Source organism: Pseudomonas sp. AMR01 (assembly GCF_041946035.1).
GTDB lineage: Bacteria > Pseudomonadota > Gammaproteobacteria > Pseudomonadales > Pseudomonadaceae > Aquipseudomonas > Aquipseudomonas antarctica_B.
Genome location: NZ_JAUTYR010000040.1, coordinates 1 through 26,311, shown reverse-complemented (window position 1 = coordinate 26,311; position 26,311 = coordinate 1). Strand labels below are relative to the sequence as shown.

21 protein-coding genes are annotated in these 26,311 nt (G+C 59.4%); 17 read left to right on the top strand and 4 right to left on the bottom strand.

Annotation, left to right across the window (positions count from 1 at the left end):
- Positions 1-143 precede the first annotated feature (143 nt).
- The 4 genes from tauA to tauD are packed head-to-tail and all read left to right on the top strand — an operon-like array spanning position 144 to position 3,599.
- Complete coding sequence (gene tauA, locus Q7C20_RS23170) at positions 144-1,121, top strand: taurine ABC transporter substrate-binding protein (protein WP_375070536.1); 978 nt, start codon at positions 144-146, stop codon at positions 1,119-1,121.
- A gap of 17 nt (positions 1,122-1,138) precedes the next feature.
- Positions 1,139-1,918, top strand: coding sequence for a taurine ABC transporter ATP-binding subunit (tauB, locus tag Q7C20_RS23165; RefSeq protein ID WP_375070534.1), 780 nt, complete (start codon positions 1,139-1,141; stop codon positions 1,916-1,918).
- Positions 1,915-2,751, top strand: coding sequence for a taurine ABC transporter permease TauC (tauC, locus tag Q7C20_RS23160; protein WP_375070532.1), 837 nt, complete (start codon positions 1,915-1,917; stop codon positions 2,749-2,751). The genes tauB and tauC overlap by 4 nt, the downstream gene beginning before the upstream one ends.
- Before the next feature lie 11 nt (positions 2,752-2,762).
- The gene (gene tauD, locus Q7C20_RS23155; RefSeq protein WP_375070530.1) at positions 2,763-3,599 is read left to right on the top strand and encodes a taurine dioxygenase; all 837 of its coding nucleotides are present in this window, start codon (positions 2,763-2,765) and stop codon (positions 3,597-3,599) included.
- 280 nt (positions 3,600-3,879) lie between these two features.
- On the opposite strand, the gene mgrA is transcribed toward tauD, so the two are convergent.
- The 4 genes from mgrA to epsC all read right to left on the bottom strand — a co-directional run bounded on the left by mgrA (position 3,880) and on the right by epsC (position 9,889).
- The gene (gene mgrA / locus Q7C20_RS23150) at positions 3,880-4,917 is read right to left on the bottom strand and encodes an L-glyceraldehyde 3-phosphate reductase (RefSeq protein ID WP_375070528.1); all 1,038 of its coding nucleotides are present in this window, start codon (positions 4,915-4,917) and stop codon (positions 3,880-3,882) included.
- Between the two features lie 108 nt (positions 4,918-5,025).
- A complete protein-coding gene (locus Q7C20_RS23145; protein ID WP_375070561.1) occupies positions 5,026-6,354 on the bottom strand; it encodes an OprD family outer membrane porin in 1,329 nt (442 codons plus the stop codon).
- A gap of 254 nt (positions 6,355-6,608) precedes the next feature.
- Positions 6,609-8,570: a choline transporter BetT gene (gene betT / locus Q7C20_RS23140; RefSeq protein ID WP_375070559.1), complete on the bottom strand. Its 1,962-nt coding sequence runs from the start codon at positions 8,568-8,570 to the stop codon at positions 6,609-6,611.
- A gap of 392 nt (positions 8,571-8,962) precedes the next feature.
- Positions 8,963-9,889 carry a serine O-acetyltransferase EpsC gene (gene epsC, locus Q7C20_RS23135; protein ID WP_375070526.1) on the bottom strand — a complete coding sequence of 309 codons (927 nt, stop codon included), beginning with the start codon at positions 9,887-9,889 and terminating at the stop codon, positions 8,963-8,965.
- A 166-nt stretch (positions 9,890-10,055) separates the two neighbouring features.
- Between epsC and Q7C20_RS23130 the strand changes: the two genes are divergently transcribed.
- From Q7C20_RS23130 to Q7C20_RS23070, 13 genes are all read left to right on the top strand, one after another.
- Entirely contained in the window at positions 10,056-11,051 is a 996-nt protein-coding gene (locus Q7C20_RS23130; RefSeq protein WP_375070524.1) for a D-cysteine desulfhydrase, read from the top strand.
- Positions 11,052-11,332: 281 nt separating this feature from the next.
- Complete coding sequence (gene tcyJ, locus Q7C20_RS23125) at positions 11,333-12,127, top strand: cystine ABC transporter substrate-binding protein (RefSeq protein WP_375070522.1); 795 nt, start codon at positions 11,333-11,335, stop codon at positions 12,125-12,127.
- Positions 12,127-12,792, top strand: coding sequence for a cystine ABC transporter permease (gene tcyL, locus Q7C20_RS23120; RefSeq protein WP_016972173.1), 666 nt, complete (start codon positions 12,127-12,129; stop codon positions 12,790-12,792). The genes tcyJ and tcyL overlap by 1 nt, the downstream gene beginning before the upstream one ends.
- A 3-nt stretch (positions 12,793-12,795) precedes the next feature.
- Positions 12,796-13,542 carry an L-cystine ABC transporter ATP-binding protein TcyN gene (tcyN, locus tag Q7C20_RS23115; protein ID WP_348056242.1) on the top strand — a complete coding sequence of 249 codons (747 nt, stop codon included), beginning with the start codon at positions 12,796-12,798 and terminating at the stop codon, positions 13,540-13,542.
- A 392-nt stretch (positions 13,543-13,934) separates the two neighbouring features.
- On the top strand, positions 13,935-14,705 hold the full coding sequence (locus tag Q7C20_RS23110) for a hypothetical protein (protein WP_375070520.1): 771 nt from the start codon (positions 13,935-13,937) through the stop codon (positions 14,703-14,705).
- Positions 14,706-14,892: 187 nt separating this feature from the next.
- Positions 14,893-16,134 carry an SfnB family sulfur acquisition oxidoreductase gene (locus Q7C20_RS23105; protein WP_375070518.1) on the top strand — a complete coding sequence of 414 codons (1,242 nt, stop codon included), beginning with the start codon at positions 14,893-14,895 and terminating at the stop codon, positions 16,132-16,134.
- Positions 16,135-16,160: 26 nt separating this feature from the next.
- Positions 16,161-17,354, top strand: coding sequence for an SfnB family sulfur acquisition oxidoreductase (locus Q7C20_RS23100; protein ID WP_375070517.1), 1,194 nt, complete (start codon positions 16,161-16,163; stop codon positions 17,352-17,354).
- On the top strand, positions 17,354-18,706 hold the full coding sequence (locus Q7C20_RS23095; RefSeq protein ID WP_375070515.1) for an LLM class flavin-dependent oxidoreductase: 1,353 nt from the start codon (positions 17,354-17,356) through the stop codon (positions 18,704-18,706). Before Q7C20_RS23100 ends, Q7C20_RS23095 begins: the two co-directional genes overlap by 1 nt.
- 144 nt (positions 18,707-18,850) lie before the next feature.
- Positions 18,851-19,666: a MetQ/NlpA family ABC transporter substrate-binding protein gene (locus tag Q7C20_RS23090; RefSeq protein ID WP_375070513.1), complete on the top strand. Its 816-nt coding sequence runs from the start codon at positions 18,851-18,853 to the stop codon at positions 19,664-19,666.
- Entirely contained in the window at positions 19,663-20,778 is a 1,116-nt protein-coding gene (locus tag Q7C20_RS23085) for a methionine ABC transporter ATP-binding protein (RefSeq protein WP_375070511.1), read from the top strand. The genes Q7C20_RS23090 and Q7C20_RS23085 overlap by 4 nt, the downstream gene beginning before the upstream one ends.
- Positions 20,768-21,412, top strand: coding sequence for a methionine ABC transporter permease (locus Q7C20_RS23080; protein ID WP_375070509.1), 645 nt, complete (start codon positions 20,768-20,770; stop codon positions 21,410-21,412). Before Q7C20_RS23085 ends, Q7C20_RS23080 begins: the two co-directional genes overlap by 11 nt.
- A 145-nt stretch (positions 21,413-21,557) precedes the next feature.
- Positions 21,558-25,391 (top strand): Ig-like domain-containing protein, encoded by a 3,834-nt coding sequence (locus Q7C20_RS23075; RefSeq protein ID WP_375070507.1) that lies wholly within the window; start codon positions 21,558-21,560, stop codon positions 25,389-25,391.
- Between the two features lie 203 nt (positions 25,392-25,594).
- Positions 25,595-26,221, top strand: a complete 627-nt coding sequence (locus Q7C20_RS23070; protein ID WP_375070505.1) for a class I SAM-dependent methyltransferase — start codon at positions 25,595-25,597, stop codon at positions 26,219-26,221.
- Positions 26,222-26,311: the final 90 nt, after the last annotated feature.

Sequence of the window (26,311 nt, the reverse complement as noted above, 5' to 3'; positions counted from 1 at the left end):
ACATTTGCCCTCATTTAATTGAAGATCTACTTCCACCGCTCTCCTCATAAGCTAATGCGAAAAAGTTATTTATTTTCGTATTCTTAGATCATTTAGTCTCCTCACACGCCGACCCTCGGCCGCCTGATTGAGGAGCTTTCCCCTTGAAACTGCTTACCCCTCTGCGCCTGCTGGCCGCATTGTCCCTGGCTGGTGCCAGCCTGTTTGCCCAGGCGGCGGATGTAACCATCGCTTACCAGACCACCGTGGACCCGGCCAAAGTCGCCCAGGCCGACGGCGCGTATGAAAAAGCCACCCACGCCAGCATCGACTGGCGCAAATTCGACAACGGCGCCGACATCATCGCCGCCATCGCGTCGGGCGATGTGCAGATCGGCTACCTCGGTTCGAGCCCGCTGACCGCCGCCATCACCCGCAAAGTGCCGGTGGAAACCTTTCTCGTCGCCACTCAGATCGGCGGTGCCGAAGCCTTGGTGGCGCGTAACGGTTCGGGGATCAACAGCCCGCAAGACTTGATCGGCAAGAAAGTCGCCGTGCCCTTCGTGTCCACCGGCCACTACAGCCTGCTGGCCGCGCTGAAGCACTGGAACATCGACCCGTCGAAAGTGACCATCCTCAACCTCGCGCCACCGGCAATCATCGCTGCCTGGAAGCGCGGTGATATCGACGCCACCTACGTATGGGACCCGGCGCTGGGCGTTGCCAAGGAAAACGGCAAGGTGCTGATCACCTCCGGCGAACTGGCCAAAGTCGGCGCGCCAACGTTCGACGCATGGATCGTGCGTAAGGATTTCGCCGAGAAGCACCCGGAAATCGTCACTGCTTTCGCCAAAGTGACCCTGGATGCCTACGCTGCTTACCGCAAGGACCCACAAGCCTGGATCGCCGACAACACCAACATCGACAAGCTGGTGAAACTCTCCGGCGCCAAGGCCAGTGACATCCCGCTGCTGCTGCAAGGCAACGTCTACCCACTGGCGGCTGAGCAAGTGACCCTGCTGGGCGCACCGACCACCAAGGCTGTCACCGACACCGCCGCGTTCCTGAAGGAGCAAGGCAAGGTTGACGCCGTGCTGCCGGACTACGCCCCGTTTGTGACCGCCAAGTTCATCACCCACTGATTCGGGAGTTCATTGCGATGGCCTTGCTACAGCTGGAGCGCATCAGCGCACAGTACCCAGGCGCCACAACACCGGTACTGTCTGACATTTCACTGGGCCTTGGGCCTCAGCAATTGCTGGTAGCCCTCGGCCCGTCCGGCAGTGGCAAGACGTCGCTGTTGAACCTGATTGCCGGTTTTGTCGAACCTTGCGCCGGGCGCATCACCCTCGATGGCGTGCCGGTCAAAGGCCCCAGCGCCGAACGCGGCGTGGTGTTCCAGGACGACGCCCTGCTGCCCTGGCAGGACGTGCTGGCCAACGTTGGCTTCGGCCTTGAACTGGCCGGTGTTGCGAAGGCGCAACGTGAAGTGCGCGCCCGGGAAATGCTTGCACTGGTGGACCTCGCCGGTTTCGACAGCCGCCGTATCTGGCAACTCTCGGGTGGCCAGAAACAGCGTGTCGGCCTGGCGCGCGCTTTGGCGGCCGACCCGCGTGTGTTGCTGATGGATGAACCCTTCGGCGCCCTCGATGCCTTCACTCGCCAACAGATGCAGGAGCTGCTGCTGCAAGTGTGGCGGCGCACGGCCAAGCCGGTATTCCTGATTACCCACGACATCGAAGAAGCGGTGTTCCTCGCCACCGATTTGATTCTGCTGGCACCCAACCCCGGCCAGATCGTCGAGCGTTTGAGCCTGGACTTCGGCCAGCGCTACGCCGCCGGTGAATCGGCGCGGGCGATCAAGTCCGACCCGCGTTTTATCGAAACCCGCGAACACGTGCTGGGCAAAGTGTTCTCGCAACGGCAGGTGTCCGCATGAGCAGCTACGAACTCCCCGCCACCGCCGCCACGCAGGCGGCACACGCGGTGATCCCGGTGCGCCGCAGCCTGAGCACACGCTGGATCAGTGTGCTGACGCTGGTGACGCTGCTGGCCATCTGGTGGGCCGTGACTGCCACCGGTTTGATCGAGCCGCTGTTCCTGCCGCCGCCGTCCGCAGTGCTGCAAAAAGGCTGGCTGCTGGCGACCACGGGCTACATGGACTCCACGCTCTGGCAACACTTGGGCGCGAGCCTCAGCCGTATCGGCCTGGGCTTGGGCTTTGCCGTGCTGACCGCCGTGCCGGTGGGGATTGCCATCGGTTCCAACCGCATCGCGCGCGGCATTCTCGACCCGCTGATCGAGTTCTACCGGCCGATTCCGCCGTTGGCTTATTTGCCATTGATCGTGATCTGGTGCGGCATCGGTGAGCTGTCCAAGGTGCTGCTGATCTACCTGGCGATCTTCGCGCCGATTGCGATTGCTACCGCCACCGGCGTGCGCACCGTCGACCCGGCCAAATTGCGTGCGGCGCAGTCGCTGGGAGCAACCCGCGCCCAGCTGATTCGCCATGTGATCGTGCCGAGCGCGCTGCCCGATATTCTCACCGGTGTACGCATCGGTTTGGGTGTGGGCTGGTCCACCTTGGTGGCCGCCGAATTGATCGCTGCCACCAGCGGCCTGGGCTTTATGGTGCAGTCAGCGGCGCAATTTCTGGTCACCGACGTGGTGGTGCTGGGGATTCTGGTGATCGCCCTGATCGCCTTCGCCATGGAAATGGGCCTGCGTGCCCTGCAGCGAAAACTGGTGCCGTGGCATGGCCAGGCACACTGAGTGAGAACCGCATGAGCAGCTTGATCGTTACCCCCATAAGCACCGCCCTCGGCGCCCTGATCAGCGGCGTGGATATCACCCAGCCGTTGAACAACATAGCGCGCGACGCCATTGAACAGGCGTTGCTCAGGCACTCAGTGCTGTTCTTCCGCGATCAGCCGATCAACCCGCAGCAACAAGCACGCTTCGCGGCGAATTTCGGTGACCTGCACATTCATCCGATCTACCCCAACGTGCCGGAACAACCAGAAGTGCTGATCCTCGACACCGCCGTGACCGACGTGCGTGACAACGCCGTGTGGCACACCGACGTGACCTTCCTGCCCACGCCGGCGTTGGGCGCAGTGCTCAGCGCCAAGCTGTTGCCGGCGTTTGGCGGTGATACCTTGTGGGCCAGCGGCATTGCGGCGTATGAGGCGTTGTCCGAGCCGCTGAAGGTATTGCTCGACGGCCTCACCGCGACTCATGACTTCACCAAGTCCTTCCCGCTGGAACGCTTTGGCAACACCGCCGAAGACCTGGCGCGCTGGGAAGAAACCCGCAGGAAGAACCCACCGCTGTCGCACCCAGTGGTGCGCACGCATCCGGTGAGCGGGCGTAAATCGCTGTTTGTCAGTGATGGGTTTACGACAAAAATCAACGAGCTCGAACCGGCCGAAAGCGAGGCCATTCTCAAGCTGCTGTTCGCCCACGCCACCCGCCCGGAATTCACCATTCGCTGGCGCTGGCAGGAAAACGACGTGGCGTTCTGGGACAACCGCGTGACCCAGCACTACGCGGTGGATGACTACCGCCCACAGCGCCGAGTGATGCACCGGGCGACGATTCTGGGTGATGTCCCCTTCTAACGGCCTGACGCAAACCAAAGGTGGGAGCTGGCTTGTGTGGGAGCTGGCTTGCCTGCGATGGCGGTAGAACAGCCAACACATTGATCGACTGACCCGCCGCCATCGCGGGCAAGCCCGGCTCCCACACTGATCGGGTCGCGACAGCTTTATTCGCAACGCTGGAGAGCCAATGTGGGAGCGGGCTTGCTCGCGAAAGCGGAGTGTCAGTCGGTACATGTTTGACTGATACACCGCCTTCGCGAGCAAGCCCGCTCCCACATTTTGACCGAATGATGTCTGCTTATTCAGCGGTAGAAGGTTTTTCCCACAGGTTAATCCCGCCTTCCTGCGCAAACCGATCAATCTCAGCCAACTCCTCAGCGCTGAAGCTCAGGTTCTTCAGTGCGCCGACGTTTTCGATGATCTGCTCCGGGCGGCTGGCGCCGATCAGCGCACTGGTCACGCGAGGATCACGCAGGGTCCAGGCCAATGCCAATTGCGCGAGGCTCTGGCCGCGACGCTGAGCAATTTCATTCAGCGCACGCACGTGGGCGATGTTCGCCTCGGACAAGTGCTTGGCCTGCAACGAGCCACCGCCCGGACGGTTTACCCGTGCGTCGGCCGGCACGCCATTGAGGTATTTGTCAGTCAGCAAACCCTGAGCCAGCGGCGTGAACGCAATCACCCCGGCACCGAGTTCTTCGGTGGTGTCCAGCAGGTCTTTTTCCACCCAGCGGTTAAGCAGGTTGTAAGCCGGTTGGTGGATCAACAGCGGCACTTTCCACTCGTTGAGCAACGCCGCCATCTCACGGGTTTTCACGCCCGAATAAGACGAGATACCGATGTACAACGCCTTGCCTTGCTGCACGGCAGTGGCCAGCGCGCTGGCGGTTTCTTCCAGCGGGGTGTCGGCGTCAAAACGGTGTGAGTAGAAAATATCCACGTAGTCGACGCCCATGCGCTGAAGGCTCTGGTCCAGGCTCGCCAGGATGTATTTGCGCGAACCGCCGCCCTGGCCATAAGGGCCGGGCCACATGTCCCAGCCAGCCTTGCTGGAGATGATCAGTTCGTCGCGGTAGTGCTTGAAATCTTCGCGCAGCAAACGGCCAAAGTTGATCTCGGCGCTGCCGTAAGGCGGGCCGTAGTTGTTGGCCAGGTCGAAGTGGTTGATCCCCAGGTCGAACGCGGTGCGCAGCAGGGCGCGCTGGGTGTCGATGGGGGTGCTGTCGCCAAAGTTGTGCCACAGCCCCAGCGACAGTGCAGGCAGCACCAATCCACTGCGGCCTACGCGGCGATACGGAATAGATTCATAGCGGTTTCCGGCAGCAATGTAAGTCATCGAATCCTCTCTTGGACGTAGGCAAACAAGGCCCGGGAATAAGCTTATTCCCGGGCCTGTTAACCAGCTTAATCGCTTAAGTCTGCCGTTCCGTTCTACAGCAATTGCCTACCAGAGTGGAACGACATAACTCACATAAAAGCGGTTTTCATCCTGCACGGTGGCACCGGTGATGTCCGGGCTGGCGTGCGCATTTTTCCAGGTCACGCCCAGGCCCTTGAGGGTGCCGGTCGGTACCTGATAGGCCACCGCAATGTCACGTTCCCATTCGCTGGTGGTGCCCTGTGCGGTGCGGATGTCATCACCGTGGGCATAGGCGGCGGAGAACGTCACACCGGTCAGGCCGAGCTTACCGAAGTCATACTTGTACTGCGCAAGCCAAGTGCGCTCACCGGCGTGTTGAAATTTATTCAACTGCAGGTTGGTCAGCGCCGGAGTGTCGGCACCTGAACCCGGGCCCTGGCGGTTGTCGCCGCTGTTCAGGCCGGAGTCGAGGTAGGGGAAATCGCTGTCGCCGCTGTTTTTCTGGATGCCCAGGCCGACGGTGTGGCCGTCCAGGCTGTAGCTCTCCAGCAAGCTGGCGGTGGTTTGGTTGATGCGGCCCTTGCCGGTGCCGTCACCGTAGAGACCGGCGCCCGCAAAATCCGTGTCGCCATCGGCGTTGGCGCCGACACCCAGGCTGCGGAATACACGTACATCGGTGTCGATTGCACCCACCGACAGGGCGTCATGGCGCTTGGCGCCGAGGAAGAACTGCTGGTAGTAATCCTCAAGGTTGGAGTACCACAGGCTGACCGTGGTGTTCTGAATGCCGGTGTAATCCGCACCACCAAACAGGAAGCGATTGCTCTCTTTGGTGCCGCCGGCCGTGATCATGCCCTGGTCGCCGGTTTCGTTACGAATCTTGGTCTTGAAGATATCGCCGCCGGTGAAGGTGAAGTCGGTGAGGTCCTTGGACACCAGTTGCACGCCGGTATTGGTCTGTTGGTACAGACGGCCGTCGGTGTTGGCTAGTATCGGGTTATTGCCAAAGAGCGTGCCGACGCGCAGTTCATCTTTGGCAAAGCGCATCTTGAAGGTTGGGCTCAGCACGCCAAACTGGTCGGCGGACTTGCCGTCGTCCAGCGGGAACATGCTGCCGGGGTAGCGGCCCTGGTGATCCTTGTCGTTGAGGTCGCCACCGGAATCCAGTTTCAAGCCGTAGAACGCCTGCAAATCCAGGCCGAAACCCACCGGCCCTTCGGTGTAGCCAGACTTGAAGTTGAACTCGAAACCCTGGCCCCAATCACGCACGCTGTGAGCCTTGGCGTTGCTGTTGACCACATCACGCCCCTGCTGGTTGAGGTAGCGATTGAGCAGGGTCACATCGGCGTGGCTGTCATCGATAAAATCGGCGTGGGCGGACAGCATAAAGCTCGCCATGGCGGCACCCACCATAGGGCTTAATAACGTCTTCATTGGTACCGGTCTCCGTCACTGTTCTGAAATGAAAGCGTCAAACGCTTCACACAATTACGCAGTGGCCAGATGACAGTTCGGAGTCAAAACGGTGAGTTCACGGATGAAATTAAATTTAAGCAAACCGTCAAGGACGCGGGTTAGCGGGCATTTTTCGAAGATTGCGACAGGTCAGCGACCATTCCCACGCGCAGCGTGGGAATGGTCACGGGAGGTGTCTGGCCGGCTGAGCCTTAACGCACCAGATGCAGGAACTGCAGGTGGCGTTCGTACTGGTCGAGGATGTCGTTGATGATTTGCTCTTTGGTGTAACCGACCAAATCGTAGTCCTGACTGCCCTCGCTCAAGTGCACCTCGGCCCGGTAGTAGCGACGGTTGTTAAGCTCCTTGGAACCCATGCCGCCACGCGCAAAAGACGGCGTGAAATAGCCGCGCATCTGCACCTGGTAGACAAACGGATGCTCCTCGCCGTGGCCGATTTCCAGGCTGACGCTGTCGTTGGCCGGGTCGGGCTGAGTGACTACATTCAGGCCTTTCTCGACGAACACTGCCGTCACTTCTTCGATCGCCGGGCGCACCGTCGCTTCGAGGAAGCGATACACCTCATCGCGTGACGGGAAGTGCACTGCCTGGGTCAAGCGCTGACGCCAGCCGCCCCTGCCCTTGCGCGCCGCCGAAACCGGTGCCAACGAATGCAGTTGGGCGATCTGCTTTTGCGACTCAAGATGGAACGCCTTGTGCAGCCCCCACATCATCAACAGCAGGATCAGCGAGAACGGCAACGAGGTCAGCACCACGGCTGATTTCAGCGAGTCGATGCTGCCGGCAAACAGCAACGCACTGGTGACCAGCGCGGTCATTGCGCCCCAGAACACCCGCAGCCATTTCGGCCCGTCTTCGTCGGCATTGCCGCCTTTGGACGACAAGGTCGAGAGCACCACGGTGCCGGAGTCGGCCGACGTCACGAAAAACACGAAGCTGATAAACACCGTGACCGCGATCACGGTTTTGCTCCACGGGTAGGTTTCCAGCAGCAGGTAGAGGCTCATTGACGGGTCGTCAATGGCCGACTGGCCGAGTGCGGTCATGCCGTGGTTAAGCACTTGGTCGATGGCGCTGTTGCCGAAAATCGACATCCACGCCAGGGTGAAACCCAGCGGGATCAGCAGCACGCCAAACACGAATTCGCGGATGGTGCGGCCACGGGAAATACGCGCGATAAACAGCCCCACGAACGGCGACCATGCAATCCACCAGGCCCAGTAGAACACCGTCCAACCGCCGAGCCAGTCGCTCGGTTTGTCGTAGGCGTACACATCGAAACTCTTGGTCGGCAAGGCGCCCAGGTAGTCACCGATGTTCTGGATCAGGGTGTTGAGCAAATGCTGAGTAGGCCCGGCGAACAACACGAACAACAGCAGCGCGCAGGCGAGCAGCATGTTGATGTCGGACATCACCCGCACGCCTTTGTCCACGCCGGCCACGGCGACCAGGATCGCGGCGCCCATCATCAAGGTGATCAGGCCGACCTGGATCCACTGGGTGTGGGCCACGCCGAACAGGTAGTCCAACCCGGAGTTGAGGTGCAATACGCCAAAGCCCATGTCGGCACCGAGGCCGAATACTGTGGCGATAATGCCGAAGCCATCCACTGCGTAACCGATAGGGCCGTTGATACGTTTGCCAATCAGCGGGTACAGCGCCGAACGCAACGCCAGCGGCAGGTTATGCCGATAGGCGAAGTACGCCAGGGCCATACCGACAAAGGCGAACACGCCCCAGCCATGCAGGCCCCAGTGCAGAAACAGAATCTGCATGGCCTGGCGCGCAGCATCGGCGTTCATCGGCGCGCCTTGCGGCGGTTGCACGAGGTGCGTCAGCGGCTCGGAAACACAGAAGAAAAACAGCGTGATGCTGATTCCGGCGGCGAACAGCATGCCGGCCCAGGACAGGTAACTGAATTCGGGCTCGTCGTGGTCGGCACCGAGTTTTATCTTGCCGTAGCCCGATAGCGCGGTGACCACCACGAAGACCAGATACAGGGTCATCGCCAGCATGTAGTACCAGCCGACCGTGTTGGCCGCCCAGTTTTGCGCGGCCAGCAGCCAGGCACCCGCCTGCTCCGGGATAACGATGACAGTGATGCCAAACAGCAAGATGAAGGTCGCGGCGAAGTAAAAAACCGGCGCATTCATGCGCACTTGGCCGCTGGCCGGGGTGGACGATGCACTCATGAACGATGCACCCCTGGGGTGTGGGATGTGGCTGTAAATAACGGACTCAGCAAAGGTAAGCCTCCTGTTGTGAGCGGGCAGCGAACCACCGGATTTAACTTGAACGAGCATTCAATTTAAACATGGATAGGCGGTTTTGGACTAATCGCAGGGCTGAGTGGTAGGTCATCTCAACACTAGCTCAAGGAACGGTATGACGGGCGGGGATAGCAAATCGTTCAGCGACTTGACGTTCAAATGCGGATAAATGTGGGAGCTGGCTTGCCTGCGATGGCGGTGGTTCAGCAACACTTCTGTTGGCTGGTATACCGTCATCGCAGGCAAGCCAGCTCCCACATGGACAAGGGCGTGGCTTACTTTTGCGCACCATCCTCATGCTGCAAATTCGCCTGCGTAATATTCACCCCCGCCGGCACGCTACGGGTCAGCCACACGTTGCCGCCAATGGTCGAACCCTTGCCGATGGTAATGCGCCCCAGGATCGTGGCCCCGGCGTAGATCACCACATCATCCTCAACGATCGGGTGCCGTGGGTGGCCCTTCTGCAACTGCCCATCCTCATCCGCCGGAAAGCGCTTGGCGCCCAACGTCACGGCCTGGTAGATGCGCACCCGTTCACCGATGATCGCGGTTTCGCCTATCACCACACCCGTGCCTTGGTCGATAAAAAAGCTCGGCCCGATCTGCGCGCCCGGATGAATATCAATGCCGGTGGCCGAGTGCGCGATCTCCGCGCTGATCCGCGCCAACAGCGGCAAACCGGCGCGATACAAGTGGTGCGCCAGCCGGTGGTGGATCACCGCCAGAATCCCTGGATAGCACAGCAACACCTCATCCACGCTGCGCGCTGCCGGGTCGCCGTGGTAGGCCGCCAACACGTCGGTGTCGAGCAAACCTCGCAGTGCCGGCAACGCCAGGGCGAAATCCTGAATCAGGCGGATAGCCTGCGCGTCAACCTCGCTGTCGTCCCTGGCGCCTTGCCGTGCGGCATAACGCAGCTCCAGGCGCGCCTGGCCGAGCAAGGCATTCAAGGCGACATCAAGGGTGTGGCCGACGTAGAAATCTTCACTTTCTTCACGCAGGTCCACCGGCCCCAGGCGCATCGGGAACAGCGCGCCACACAGCGACTCAAGAATCTGCGCCACCGCTTCACGGGACGGCAACTCGCGCCCGCCATGCTCTCCGCTCAAGCGGCCATTGCGCGTGCGCCACTGGTCTCGGGCGCTGCGCAGTTGGCCTACGATGGTCTGCAATTGCCAATGGCTGGAACGCTCACTCACGGTATTCACTCCTGACGTAATGGCCATCACTTTACGGTATGCACCCTGACCGCCCTTAAGAACCAATGGTGTGATACCAAGAACTTTCCGACATAAGCGATTGCGGGTTGCCCGATGAAAAGTGCCTGCCTATAGTCGCCCCATCACTCAGCCACTGTGCGTTGCCATGATCAAAAGACAGCTCGACCGTTTCAACCGCCTGGACCTGCTGGGTGGCGCCACAGCCCTGGAAAAACTCGAGCGGCTATCGGCCTGGCTGGGCCGTGACATCTACGTCAAGCGCGACGACACCACGCCGCTGGCCATGGGCGGCAACAAGTTGCGCAAACTCGAATACCTGGCGGCGGATGCCATCGCCCAGGGCGCCGACACGCTGGTGACCGCCGGTGCCATCCAGTCCAACCACGTGCGCCAGACTGCAGCGCTGGCCGCCAGGCTCGGCCTGGGTTGCGTCGCCCTGCTCGAAAACCCCACCGGTACCGAAGACCCCGACTACCTTGGCAACGGTAACCGCCTGCTGCTGGAGCTGTTCGACGCCAAAGTGGAATTGGTCGAGAACCTCGACAACGTTGATGACCAGCTCAACGCGGTTGCCGACCGGCTGCGCAGCAACGGCAAGAAGCCGTATCTGGTTCCGATCGGCGGCTCGAACGCGCTTGGCGCGCTGGGTTATGTGCGTGCCGGGATGGAACTGGCCGGGCAGATCGAAGACAGCGGTATCGAGTTTGCCGCCGTGGTGTTGGCTTCCGGCAGCGCGGGTACGCACAGCGGCCTGGCGCTGGCCCTGAGTGAAGTGCTGCCGGACTTGCCAGTGATAGGCATAACCGTGTCGCGCACCGAAGAAGCCCAGCGCCCGAAAGTGCAAGGCTTGGCCGAACGCACGGCCGAGTTGCTCGGTGTGGATATTCCTGAAGCCTTCAAGGTCATCCTGTGGGACGAATATTTCGGCCCGCGCTACGGCGAACCGAACGCCGGCACCCTCGCCGCGGTCAAGTTGTTGGCGAGCCAGGAAGGGTTGCTGCTGGACCCGGTCTACACTGGCAAGGCCATGGCCGGCTTGCTGGACGGCATTGGGCGTCAGCGATTTGAGGACGGGCCGATTATTTTCCTGCACACCGGCGGCGCCCCGGCGTTGTTTGCTTACGGCGCTGCATTCACCTGAGTGAACACGGACTAAAAATGTGGGAGCGGGCTTGCTCGCGAATACGGTGTGCCAGTCACCCAATTATTAACTGACAGACCGCCTTCGCGAGCAAGCCCGCTCCCACATTGGAATGCGCTATTTATTCAAAATAGATATATAAAATTAGATTTATATTATTTTCAAGTCTTAAAAACTCGCTTTATAGTCGCGCCGTAGGCGAAGACGCGCTAAGCGCTTTAAGGCAGGATACGCCTACTGCGTCACCTGCTTCGCTCAACATAAAAACACAGGGGCTCTTCATGACTATTTCTGTATTCCGTCGCACGTTGTTGGTTGGCACTTTGGGCCTGGCGCTCGGCGCCAGCCTGATGGGCCAGGCAATTGCCGGCGAACAATTGGACAACATCAAAAAAGCCGGCGAGATCAAAATCGGCCTGGAAGGCACTTACCCGCCGTTCAGCTTTGTTGATGAAAGCGGCAAGCTCAGCGGCTTCGAAGTAGAGTTGTCCGAAGCGCTGGCTAAAGAACTGGGCGTCAAGGTCAAGCTGCAAGCCACTCCTTGGGACGGCATCCTCGCGGCCCTGGAGTCCAAGCGTCTGGACGCTGTGGTCAACCAGGTAACCATCTCGGAAGAACGCAAAAAGAAGTATGACTTCTCCACGCCTTACACCGTTTCCGGGATTCAGGCGCTGGTGCTGAAGAAGAACGTCGACAGCATCAAGACGGCCGACGACCTGGCCGGCAAGAAAGTCGGCGTAGGCCTGGGCACCAACTACGAGCAATGGCTCAAAGACAATCAGCCCAAAGCCATCATCAAAACCTACAACGATGACCCAACCAAGTTCCAGGACCTGCGCATCGGCCGTATCGACGCCATCCTGATCGACCGCCTGGCCGCTCTGGAATATGCCAAGAAAGCCCCGGATACCGCTGCTGCCGGTGATGCCTTCTCCCGTCAGGAATCCGGTATTGCCCTGCGCAAAGGCGAGCCTGAGTTGCTGGCTGCTGTGAACAAGGCCCTCGACAAACTGCGTGCAGACGGCACCTTGAAGAAGCTGTCCGAGAAATACTTCAACGCTGACGTCACTCAATAATGGAAGCAGGTTTCCAACTCGCGCTGGACTCCGCGCCCTTTCTGCTCAAGGGCGCGTACTACACGGTGATTCTTAGCCTCGGCGGGATGTTTTTCGGCTTGCTGCTGGGCTTCGGCCTGGCCTTGATGCGCCTCTCGCGCTTCAAGCTGGCAAGCTGGACCGCCAGGGTCTACGTGTCGTTTTTTCGCGGCACGCCCTTGCTGGTGCAGCTGTTTTTGATCTACTACGGCTTACCGCAAGTGGGCATCGAGCTGGATCCGATCCCGGCGGCCTTGATCGGCTTTTCGCTGAACATGGCCGCCTACGCCTGTGAAATCCTGCGCGCCGCGATCAGCTCTATCGAGCGCGGCCAGTGGGAAGCGGCTGCCAGTATCGGCATGACCCGCGCGCAGACACTGCGCCGGGCCATCCTGCCGCAGGCCATGCGCACGGCATTGCCACCGTTGGGCAACAGCTTTATTTCGCTGGTAAAAGACACAGCACTGGCCGCCACCATTCAGGTGCCCGAGCTGTTCCGTCAGGCCCAACTGGTGTCTGCGCGAACCTTCGAAATCTTCACCATGTATCTCTCCGCCGCCCTGATCTACTGGATTTTGGCGAGCATCCTGGCGCATTTCCAAAATCGCCTGGAAGACCGGGTCAACCGGCATGACCTGGAGTCTTGAAGCATGATTGTGGTTGAAAAACTGACCAAACAATTCAACGGTCAGGTGGTGCTTAACGGCATCGACCTTGAGGTCAAGGCAGGCGAAGTCGTCGCCATCATTGGCCCCAGCGGTTCGGGCAAGACCACCTTTCTGCGTTGCCTGAATTTCCTCGAAGAACCCACCAGTGGCCGCATCAAGGTCGGTGACATCGAGATCGACGGCAGCAAGCCGCTTAACCAGCAGCAAAGCCTGGTGCGGCGCTTGCGTCAGCACGTGGGTTTTGTGTTCCAGAACTTCAACCTGTTCCCCCACCGCACCGCGCTGGAAAACGTCATCGAAGGCCCGATCGTGGTCAAGAACATGCCACGCGAAGCGGCCACTGCACTGGGCCTCAAGCTGTTGGCCCGTGTGGGCTTGGCGGGCAAGGAAGCGTCGTATCCACGGCGCTTGTCCGGTGGTCAACAGCAGCGCGTGGCGATTGCCCGCGCGTTGGCCATGGAGCCGGAAGTGATCCTGTTCGACGAGCCCACTTCGGCGCTGGACCCGGAACTGGTCGGCGAAGTGCTGGCGACCATCCGCAGCCTCGCCGAAGAAAACCGCACCATGGTCATCGTCACCCACGAGATGAGTTTTGCGCGGGATGTGGCCAACCGGGTGATCTTCTTCGACAAGGGCGTGATCGTGGAACAGGGCGAAGCCAAAGCCCTGTTCGCCAACCCCAGGGAAGAACGCACCAAGCAGTTTCTGAGCAAATTCCTCGCCCATTGAGCTATGTGTGGGAGCGGGCTCTTGTGGCGAGGGAGCTTGCTCGCGCTGGAGTGCGAAGCGCTCCCAAAAAGCTGGGGCCGCTGCGCAACCCAGCGGGAGCAAGCTCCGTCGCCACAGAAAACCGCTCTTACACGATTTCCTCACGCTAATCGGTAAAACGTCCCCTCACGCCCCTCTAAAAATACCCCCGCCAGTCAGACCCTTCTGAATCTGCTCCAACCCGCCGTTTAGCCCTTTGCCTCCATTGACGCCTGTTGCCCAACCCTCTTATCTAGCGCCCAGAGGATTGGATCCTATCCCGGCTACTCACTGAATCGTTCATTTCGGCCCCCTTGCGCACCCGCGCCAAAGGACCGGAACGATTCCTGCTGGCTGCATCAAGGAGATTACTTATGACGCGCATGCTCACCGCCCCGACTTTGCCCCAAGCCGTTCGAAACGGCATCAATGCCTTGGCCGCCGAACACCTGCAGGTCGACATCGAACCCTATACCGGCATGGATGAGGGCGACCTGATCGAGCTGTTCTGGAACAACTGCTTTGCTGCCTCGCGCCGGGTGACGGCCTGCAAGGTCGGCACGCCCACCCATCTGCGAATCCCCGAGAGTTTCGTGCAGGACGGCCTGGCAAGGGTTCACTACCAGGTCATGCAAATCGGCCACGGCCCGGCACGCTCGGCGGTCACCACGGTAAGCGTGAAGACCAACTTTCCCGGCGGCCAGCCTTTGAACCTGTGCAGCGACGAAAACCAGAACCTCGCCCCCGTGGGCTTGCCTGAAACCATCCGCCGCTACGGCGTCAACAGCTGCCAGGTGCGACGCGGGATTCCGCTGTGCATCGAGCCCTACCTGAACATGGCCACGGGCGATGCAATTACCCTGCGCTGGGGGGATGTGCGTCTGGACCTGCCGAAAATCCAGGCCAAATGCGTCGGGCTGGCGGTGCAGGTATGGGTTCCCTCGGCGGTGATTATTGAAGCCGGCGAAGACAGTCGGCTGGACGTGACGTACTGCATTCTGGATCGCGTCGGCAATAATTCACGCTGGGCACCGGTCCGCACCTTGAACATCGCCACCTGCTCGCCACCGTCGCCAGCCCGCCCGGCCACGGCCGCATCGGCGTATCAACCCCGCCACCTCGGCTCGCCCTGCGAACCCGGGTGACAGCCCTTCTATGCTTATTCCCATAAGTTAGTTTATTTAAATATTTAACACGCTTAGGGTATATGCACCGGACCACCGGACATCTCTGATTTTTTTGTTTTTATTTCATTGAATGCGAGGTCGGTATGGTCAGGATTACCCCGGTGCATAACGCCAGGGCATTACGTGCAGCCAAGGAGCGGCGCTGATGTCTAATTTGGCTCTAACACCCCCCCAGAGTGATCTGGATATAGCCCCTCTGTTGTTGCCGGCCGTGGTGCTGCGCGACGACGCCGAGGCGTTGAGCGCGGCCCATGAGCTTGCCAGGGCTGCGCGCCCGCAAGCCGCCAGGCGCGATCAGCAACGCAAGTTGCCGTGGGCGCAGATCGAACAGTTCACCCGCAGCGGGCTGGGCAGTATTTCCATTCCCCGCGAATTCGGCGGCCCAGAGGTCTCGTTTGTGACCCTGGCCGAGGTGTTCGCGATCATCAGCGCAGCGGACCCGGCCCTGGGCCAAATCCCGCAAAACCACTTTGGCATCCTGCACCTGTTGCAGCTTGCCGCCACCGAGCGCCAGAAAAAGCAGCTGTTCCAGAGCGTCCTCGACGGCTGGCGCATCGGCAATGGTGGCCCGGAACGCGGCACCAAAAATACCCTGGAACTCAAGGCGCGCATCACCGCTGAAGGCGACGGGTACGCGATCAGCGGCCAAAAGTTCTACTCCACCGGCGCGCTGTTTGCGCATTGGGTCGCCATAAAAGCCCTGAACGATGACGGCAAACAGGTCCTGGCGTTTGTGCGCCGTGGCACCGAAGGGCTGCGCATCGTTGACGACTGGTCGGGCTTCGGCCAACGCACCACCGCCAGCGGCACTGTGCTGCTCAATCAGGTGCCGGTGGACGCAGAACTGGTGGTTGAAAACTGGCGCATGGGTGAAGCCCCGAATATCCAGGGCGCTGTCTCGCAGTTGATCCAGGCCGCCATCGACGCGGGTATCGCGCGCGGCGCTTTGGACGACACCATCGCCTTCGTCCGCGAACGCTCGCGCCCGTGGATCGACGCCAAGGTTGAGCGCGCCAGCGATGACCTGTACGTGATCGCCGACATTGGCAAATTGAAGATCGAACTGCACGCCGCCGAAGCCTTGTTGCGCAAGGCTGGCCAGGTACTGGATCAGGTCAACGCCGCGCCGATTACCGCGCAATCTGCAGCCCGTGCATCGATTGCGGTGGCCGAGGCGAAAGTGCTGACCACTGAAGTGTCGTTGCTGGTCAGCGAAAAACTCTTCGAGCTGGCTGGCAGCCGCGCCACCCTCGCCGAGTTCAACCTCGACCGTCACTGGCGCAACGCCCGGGTGCACACGCTGCACGACCCGGTGCGCTGGAAATATCACGCCATCGGGGCCTATCGACTGAACGGCACGTTGCCGGCTCGTCACTCCTGGATTTAACCGACCAGACCTCTGGAGAAATACGCATGCCTCTTTCTCACCACGTCGCGGTTATCACCAGCGACGAACAAGCCCTCATTGTCGCCAGCGACCTCGCCGAAGACTTTCGCCGCGACAGCGCCCAGCGCGACCGCGAACGCCGCCTGCCCTTGCCCGAACTCGACGTGTTCTCGCGTTCCGGCCTGTGGGGCATCAGCGTGCCGAAAGAATACGGCGGCGCCGGCGTATCCAACGTCACCCTGGCCAAGGTGATCGCCTTGATCGCCCAGGCAGATGCTTCGCTGGGCCAGATCCCGCAAAACCATTTCTATGCCCTGGAAGTGCTGCGCGTAAATGGCAGCCCGGCTCAGCAAAAACGCCTCTACGCCGAAGCCCTCGCCGGGCAGCGCTTCGGCAATGCGCTGGCGGAACTGGGCACCAAAACCGCCCACCACCGCGTGGCCTCCATCACCCGCGACGGCGATGGTTTGCGCATCAACGGACGCAAGTTTTATTCAACCGGTGCGATTTACGCCCAGCGCATCCCCACCTCGGTGGTGGATGAACACGGCGTGCAGCAACTCGCCTTCGTCCCGCGCGACAGCGAAGGCCTGACGGTCATTGACGACTGGAGCGGCTTCGGCCAGCGCACCACCGGCAGCGGCTCGGTGGTGTTCGACAACGTGTGGGTTGCGGCGCAAGACGTGGTCCCGTTCCAGAGCGCCTTCGAGCGCCCGACCACGGTTGGCCCGCTGGCGCAGATCCTTCATGCCGCCATCGACACCGGCATCGCCCGCGCCGCCTTTGAAGACGCGCTGCACTTTGTGCGCACCAAGACTCGCCCGTGGATCGACTCCGGCAACGACAAAGCCACTGAAGACCCGCTGACCCTGAAAAGCTTCGGCCACCTGAGCACCCGCCTGCACGCCGCCGAAGCGTTGCTGGAACGCGCAGGCGTTTTCGTCGACCGCGCCCAGGCCGACAGCACTGCTGAAGCCGTCGCTGCCGCGTCAATCGCAGTCGCCGAAGTACGCGCCTTGAGCACCGAAATATCGCTGGCGGCCGGCAGCACACTGTTTGAACTCGCTGGCAGCCAGGCGACGCTCGCCGAGCACGGCCTGGACCGCCACTGGCGCAACGCCCGCGTACACACGTTGCACGACCCCGTGCGCTGGAAGTACCACGCCGTGGGCAATTACTACCTCAACGATGAAAACCCGCCGCTGCGGGGGACCATCTGATGGCCAGGAAAAAAATCCTGCTCAATGCCTTCAACATGAACTGCATCGGGCACATCAACCACGGCCTGTGGACGCACCCACGCGACACCTCGACCCAGTACAAAACCATCGAATACTGGACCGAGCTGGCGCAAACCCTCGAGCGCGGGCTGTTCGACGGGCTGTTCATCGCCGACATCGTCGGCGTGTACGACGTCTACCAGAACGCCATCGACGTACCGCTCAAAGAGTCGATCCAGTTGCCGGTCAACGACCCGCTGTTGCTGGTGTCGGCGATGGCGGCCGTGACCAAAAACCTGGGCTTCGGCCTCACCGCCAACCTCACCTACGAGCCGCCGTATCTGTTCGCCCGGCGCATGTCCACCCTCGACCACCTGAGCCGTGGCCGCGTGGGCTGGAACATTGTCACTGGCTACCTCGACAGCGCCGCCAAGGCCATGGGCCTGACTGAACAGGTCGAGCATGACCGGCGCTACGACCAGGCCGATGAGTACCTGGAGGTGCTGTACAAACTCTGGGAAGGCAGCTGGGAAGATGGCTCGGTACTTAACGATCCGCAAGCGCGGATTTATGCGCAGCCGGGCAAGGTGCACAAGGTTGAACACCGCGGCGAGTTTTATCAGGTGGAGGGTTATCACCTCTGCGAGCCGTCGCCGCAGCGCACGCCGGTGCTGTTCCAGGCCGGCAGTTCGGACCGGGGCTTGCTGTTCGCCGGGCGCCACGCCGAGTGCGTGTTTATCAGCGGGCAGAACAAGGCGGCGACCAAAGTGCAGGTGGACAAGGTGCGCGCCAGCGCCGTGGCCGCCGGGCGCAACCCGGATGACATCAAGGTGTTTATGGGCCTCAACGTGATCGTGGGCGCCACTGAAGCGCTGGCCTGGGCCAAGCATGCCGAGTATTTGAGCTACGCCAGCGCGGAAGCCGGTGTGGCGCACTTCTCGGCCTCCACCGCGATTGATTTTTCACAGTACGCGCTGGATGAACCGATCCAGTACGTGAAGAGCAACGCGATTCAGTCGGCCACCAAGAACCTGCAAAACAACGACTGGACTCGACGCAAGTTGCTCGAACAGCACGCGTTGGGCGGGCGCTATATCACCTTGGTCGGCTCGCCCGAGCAAGTGGCGGACGAGCTGGAGTCGTGGATCAGCGAGACGGGGCTGGATGGCTTCAATTTGACGCGCATTGTTACGCCGGAAAGCTATGTGGACTTTATCGATTTGGTAGTGCCGGAGTTGCAGAAGCGCGGGTCGTACAAGACGGCTTATGAGCAGGGAACACTGCGCGAAAAAGTCTTCCACGGCAGCGCTCGCCTACCCGAACAACACACCGGATCGACCTACCGACACTAATCAAAAATGTGGGAGCGGGCTTGCTCGCGAATGCGGTGTATCAGTCACCGGATTCGTTTGCTGATACACCGCATTCGCGAGCAAGCCCGCTCCCACATTGGATCTCCATTGTTTGCACCACCACCTTATGACTGGAAACCACCGATGAAAAAGACCCTGCTCACCCACCCAGTCAAAGCACTGGCCCTGGCGTTTGGTTTATTCAGCTCAGCAGTATTTGCCGCCGAGGCGCCGCTGAAAGTCGGCACCACCGCCGCCTTTGCCATTCCCCTGGAAGCCGCCGTCGCCGAAGCCGGCAAGCAAGGCCTCAAGGTTGAGCTGGTGGAGTTCACCGACTGGATCGCGCCCAACGTCAGCCTGGCCGCCGGCGACATTGATGTGAACTACTTCCAGCACATCCCGTTCCTGGAAAACGCCAAGGCCGCCGCCGGTTTTGACTTGGTGCCTTACGCGCCGGGCATCATCAATAACGTCGGCCTGTATTCCAAGAAATACAAAAGCCTCAACGACCTGCCCCAAGGCGCCAGCGTGGCAATTGCCAACGACCCGATCAACAGCGGTCGCGGCCTGCAATTGCTGGCCAAGGCGGGTTTGATCACCCTCAAGCCGGGCGTGGGCTACAAGGCCACCGAAGAAGACATCGTTAGCAACCCGAAGAAGCTCAAGATCCTTCAGGTTGAAGCCGTGCAACTGGTTCGCGCCTATGACGACGCCGACCTGGTGCAGGGCTACCCGGCCTATATCCGCCTGTCCAAGACCTTCGATGCAGAATCTGCGCTGTTGTTTGACGGCCTCGACCACCCGGAATACGTGATCCAGTTTGTGGTTCAACCGAAGAGCAAAACCGACCCGCGCGTGATCAAGTTCGTCGACATCTACCAGCACTCGCCGCAGGTGCGCGCGGCCCTGGATAAATCCCTGGGCACGCTCTACCAAGTCGGCTGGGAAGATAAAAAATGACCGCCGCCAATGCCCAACTGCGCGACCTGGGCCTGCCGCCCAGGGACGCCGAGCAGACCCAACTGCACCCTGACTTGAACCGCGCCCACGTGCGTTTTATCAACGTGGGCAAGACCTACGACGGCAACGTGCACGCCTTGCAAGGCATTGACCTGGCGATCCAGCGCGGTGAAGTGTTCGGCATCATCGGGCGCAGCGGCGCCGGTAAATCTTCGTTGATCCGCACCATCAACCGCCTGGAGCAACCGAGCAGCGGGCGCGTGCTGATTGATCAGGTGGACATCGGCGACTTCGACGAAGACCGTCTGGTGGCGCTGCGTCGGCGCATCGGCATGATCTTCCAGCACTTCAATTTGATGTCGGCCAAGACCGTGTGGCAGAACGTCGAATTGCCGCTGAAAGTCGCCGGCGTGCCCAAGCCGCAACGCGAGCAAAAGGTGCGCGAGCTGCTGGAGCTGGTCGGCCTCAAGGACAAGCACAAAGCCTACCCGGCGCAGCTTTCCGGCGGGCAGAAACAACGGGTGGGCATTGCTCGTTCGCTGGTGCACGACCCCGAGATTTTGCTGTGCGACGAGGCCACCTCGGCCCTCGACCCGGAAACCACGCAATCGATCCTCGGCCTGCTGCGCGAGATCAACAGGCGACTGGGCCTGACCATTGTGTTGATCACCCATGAGATGGCGGTGATTCGCGACATCTGCGACCGCGTGGTGGTGTTGGAACACGGGCGCACCGTCGAGCAAGGCCCGGTGTGGCAAGTGTTCGGCAACCCGCAGCATGAAGTCAGCAAAACCCTGCTGGCGCCGTTGCAACACGGCTTGCCGGAAGAATTGCAAAGCCGTTTGCTGGCCCGCCCGGCCTCGACAGAAACGGCAGTGGTGCTGCGTTTGCAATTCACCGGCAGCGACACCGACGAGCCGGACCTGGCCGCGCTGTTCAGCGCCCTCGGCGGGCGCGTGCGTTTGCTGCAAGGCGGCGTGGAACGCATCCAGGGGCATGCGCTGGGGCAGTTACTGCTGGCCGTGAATGGCTCGCCCCACAGCGCCGAAGAACTGCGCAACCGCGCTGGAAATTGGGCACAACAGGCACAGGTGCTGGGCTATGTGGTTTGATCGTTTATTGCAGGGCGCCATCGACACCTTGTTGATGGTCGGCGTGTCCTCATTGATCGCCTTGCTGGTGGGCATTCCGCTGGCCGTTTTTTTGGTCACCAGCGACAAGGGCGGCATCTACCAGGCACCGGTGCTGAACCGCGCGCTGGGAGCGTTCGTAAACCTGTTTCGCTCGATTCCGTTTTTGATTCTGATGGTCGCGTTGATTCCGTTCACGCGGCTGATCGTCGGCACCACCTATGGCGTGTGGGCCGCCATTGTACCGCTGACCATCGCCGCCACGCCGTTCTTTGCGCGCATCGCCGAAGTGAGCTTGCGCGAAGTCGATCACGGTTTGATCGAAGCCGCCCAGGCCATGGGCTGCCGCCGCTGGCACATTATCTGGCATGTGTTGTTGCCAGAAGCGCTGCCGGGGATTGTCGGCGGGTTCACCATCACCCTGGTGACCATGATCAACTCATCGGCCATGGCCGGCGCGATAGGCGCAGGTGGGCTGGGGGATATCGCGTACCGCTATGGCTACCAGCGGTTTGATACGCAGATCATGCTCACGGTGATTGTGCTGCTGGTGGTGCTGGTGGCGGTGATTCAGTTGGGCGGGGATCGGTTGGCGCGGGGTTTGAACAAGCGTTGAGGCGCTTCGTAGCGGCAGGTATGAGTGACTACCGCTCATCGGGACTGTCAATTCTCACAGTAGAAATGCCTGTTGTTCCAGGAGCCTTATTTACCTTGCCCGACGCGTAATGTGAGCGCGCCCCTAACCCAGCAAGGTGATGGCCATGTCTACTATTCTCTACGATGAACTACAGGATCAACCCCGTTCGGCATATCCCGCGGTCGACTTGAATTACGTCGAGTACCTTGAAACTATTGACGACAATCCCGACAGTCCTCGTGCCACGTGGGGCCTGGGCATCGACAGAATAGCCAATGTGGCGATAGCGATAGAGGCTTGGACTGACCTTAAAATCGGCGACTACTACGGCTGTCGCTGGCGTGATCTAACAAGTCCTATAGCCTCGGACTACGTCAAAGAGCTTCTACCCCGCTACCACCTGTTTATCGACGGAAAGAAACTGCCGGAGGGCCTCTCTCCGATGTTTTGGCGGGTCGTGCGTGCCGGCAGCGGGAATGAGAGTCGCTCTGAAATACAGTGGGTATTGGTCAAAACCACACGGCCGGGCGGTGAGGACAGAAAAACATGGGAAATGTGGCACAGCGAGTTGAAACTGTCGATGGAAGGCTTGGAGCCGTACTCGACCATTGAGGCAGGTGCTCTTAATAGCCCTACTTATTGCTCGATCGAATACTATGAAAACCGTCGCCGGAACGATGTCATCACCATAGATTGGGGCGGCATAACCTTCGACTACACAATAAGCTCTGAAGAAGCGAGCGGGACTGAACCGATCTCAATCATGGTCCCCAATGGCACAGACGAAGACGGCAAACCCGACCCAACGATCAAACATGTACTCAAATTAGGTCCGCAGAGTGGGCTGTTCCAAGTCAAATTCAAGGTCGTGGATGTAGTGGGGAACACGTCTGGGGGCAAGTATGAATTTTCCAAAGGCTTTCCGTTGTACTCGAATTTGGACTCCAAACTGCTCCCCCCTCCAAGTTTTAGAGTGAATGACGTGGATGAGTCTGTAGCCGATCTTGATCAAGAGGAAAAGCCGCTGTTTCAGATGAGGACCTTCCCACCCCGGGCCGGAAAAAAACCTGTTCCACTCAACAAGGTAACGGCCTACCTTAAAATTTTCAGTGAAGACTATGTATTAATTGAGACCATTGAAGTGGGCGCAAAGCCTGATACGAACGGTGGGCTAGAAACGATCAATATTCCCTATGAGCACGTTGCAAAAGCAGCGGGACGCCATTTACTGTCGTACTACACAGTCTCCAACGCCGCCGGGACGAAGACATCGGCAGTCACCCCAATCAGCGTTGTGGGCACAGCAACACAGATGCCAGCGCTTGAAATCAGCCCGATCGAAGGTACGCTCTTGCCACTCGACACGGATGCTATCGTCAAGATTCCCGAGTATTACCCCTTCTATAAAACGGGAAGGGAAACGGTGGTGTTCTCACAGGGAGATCCCGGTGACGGCGGCTTGATCTATACCGACACCCGGCTAGCGGGAGAGCAGGGCGGCATACGTGACGTGCTCAAGGCAAATCTGAAGATATTTCAAGACAAAGGTCCTTTCCACGTTCACTACATCGCCAACAACGGGAGGAATCTTCCATCTTCCATCCGCCATTCAGAAAAGCGGCAGGCTGAGCTGGGGGTTCGTACAGTCGAACTAGCTGCGCCGGTGGTTAAATATGCCGAAGACGGCAACATCGATCCTAAGAATGTGAAACGCTCCATTTTGATTATTTCCTTTCCCTTCATCGGCGCGACACCTGGCTGCACATTGGAGTGGAATGCAGTCGGGGAAAACTACGATATCTCCGACAGAGGCACCATTCTCATCGATTCATCGACCGAAGGTCACCTTTTACCAGAGCTGTTGGTTGAGTTAATCCCTCAAGTACTGCTCGGGAATATCGATGGCGACATCTCGTTCAGCTACAGCGTGCAGAGGCCCGGCACGGCCAACAAGCCTAAAGTCTATGCGCGCTCTGCAAAGCTCAACCTCTCCGTCGGCCCCAAAGTAGTGATGCAAACACCCATTGTCGTTGAAGCCGATAAGCTCTTGCAGGATGAAGTTCACCCCAAAGACGTCTTGAACGGCGCCACAGTGCGGGTTAACTACACCCCAATGCGCGACACCGATGACATTATTGTCAGTTGGGTAGGTGAATTTGGTATCAGCATCATTGAGGTTCACGTAGCGGGCAACTCGAAGACCAATAGCGTTGATGTGCGTATCCCGCCTCAAATCATCGCCTTGGGTATCCGGGAGGACGGCAACAACATCACCGTGCAGTACCGTTTCAATCGGGGGAACACGCCTTATACGTCAAAACCTCTGGCCATCCGCCTGAAGCTCGTGACGGCACTGCCCGCACCGAGGATCAACGGTATCAAGGACGTACTGTTCCCCTTGCTGGCATTGGGTGACGAGGTGACGATCACGGTTGATCCGTGGATCATGATTCAGAGAAACCAACGCAAGTTTTTGACCCTCAAGGGTACCCAAGCTGATGGTACTGAGCTGCTGGAAACTCTCTATATCGCAGACAACGTCACTGATGACGAAGTGAAAAACGGGATTGCGTTCACGATGGCGGCAGATACGCTAAAAACACTCAAGGAGAACTCGATTCTGAGCGCTGAGTGTTTCATAAGTTTTGCGCAACGCGACCAACTGGAGACCGCCGTGCCGCTTGGCAAGCATGAGTACCGAGTGCAGACGGTGCCGGCGAGCCATCCTGCTCCAGCCTTCGCCAATAGACCTGGGGCCACGCTCTCTGTTTCGCCGTTGACCTACGAGGCAGGGTCCTTCATAAGCGTGACTTACACTGGAATGGCCAAAGGGCAAATTATCACCTGCCAATTGCTGTTTCCGGACGGGATTGTCATCGACTTTGCTCCGCACACAGTGGTAGCCGTCGGACGCGTCGACGTGCCGATCAGCCCGCAAGTCATTGCCAAAATGGTGAATAAAACCGTCACATTGCGATACAAGATGACAACCGCTACCGTGACAACCGCTACCACGCATATCTGGTCAGAACCCCAAATACTGATTGTCAGCACCATCCCCACAGACAAATTACCGATGGCACTGATCAATGGCGTTCCGCACAACGGCGAACACGACCTTGCGACATTTGCCGGCAATGCCACGTTAACGCTGGCCAAATGGCCTTTCATATTCGCAGGCCAAAAAGTCTGGATTACGTGCAGAAGTGTCGGGGCAGCGCAACTTAATGTGCTGACAGCCTATGAAGTAACCTCCGCCGACCTGGACAAGGGGCTGGTAAAAATTCAAATATCGAGGACCTGGATTGAAAACTTGAAAAGCGAATTTAAAATAGAGCTTGTGATCACGCTGGACAGCAGTACCAATATAGAAAATGCTATTGCGTTGGGGTTCACTAGATATATCGTCAAGGGGCAACTGAAAGTTCCACCACAGGCGATGATTCTGAACGGGGTCTCTATTAAAGGTTTTCCCGCACACAGAACGGGCGTCGAATCCTATTGTAATGTGGAGACTCGCGTTGCCACCGGTGGAGGAGGTGGCTATGCCTATAGCTCTAGTAATCCAACGGTCGCATCAGTAGATACAAACGGTAAGGTGACCGGAAACGCAAATGGCGCTGCGACGATAACCGTCTCGGACAGAAACGGAACTAAAACCTCTTACGTAGTGTATGTAAGTAACGTTTATCGCTACGTGTTTAACGACAATATGTTGGACTATGGAGCAGCGTGGGCTTGGGCTGCCTCAATCCAAGGGATACCCATATTTGACGCGGCCATCTATGATATCGCTCGAAACTATGTCAATGGGACAAATGCTCTAGTGGGGCGATGGGCTTACTCTGGTGGGGGGGGTTGCCAACCCTACTGGTCAACCTACTACGATCATGCGAACGGAATTTATTGCAAGTATCTAACTGAAAAGCACGCTGTCATGTGTTTGCTGGCAGTTTAATAACCGCAGTAAATCATACGAAAGTGGCAGTTCTACTTAACCGTAGGCTGCCACTTTCCTACTTCTATTAAATCTGTCGATGACTCGACCTCCTGCTCATCGTCTGGCGTACGCATCTGCATTCCCCGCCCTTTCTGCGCACGCTCGCGCGACACGTCATCGCGTATAGTCAACCTCCTTTCAAACCGCTCGAAGCCTGCGCCATGAAACTCGCCCCCGACGACCTCAACCAGATCACCGCCGCCACCCTCGGCCACTACAACACAGTCGCCGAAGACTTCCGCGAAGGCACCCGCGACCACGACGTGAGCCAGAATATCGACGCGTTGCTACGGCATATCCACGGCCCGGCGCCGTTTACGGTGCTGGATTTCGGCTGCGGGCCTGGGCGGGATTTGCAGACGTTTACGCGCATGGGGCACGTCGCGGTCGGGCTGGATGGCTCGGAGCGTTTCGCGCAGATGGCGCGCGAGGACAGCGGTTGTGAGGTGTTGCAGCAGGACTTCCTGAAACTGGATTTACCCGCCGCGCGCTTTGATGGGGTATTTGCCAATGCGGTGCTGTTTCATATTCCCAAACAGGAATTACCGCGTGTGCTGAAGCAGTTGCACGGGGCGCTGAAGCCGGGTGGAGTGTTGTTCAGTTCGAATCCTCGGGGTGAGAACCAGGAGGGTTGGAATGGGCCACGGTATGGGTCGTATCACGACCTTGCGACTTGGCAGGCGCTGCTGACCGAGGCAGGGTTTGTGGAGTTGGAGCATTACTACCGGCCGGCCGGGTTGCCGCTGGAGCAGCAGCCTTGGTTGGCGAGTGTGTGGCGCAAACTGTAGAGCTTCATCGCCTGGACCGGCCTCATCGCAGCATAGGTATCTAGACAACTTTTAGAGGCTGGCGAATCTCTCTGTGGCGAGCGGGCTTGC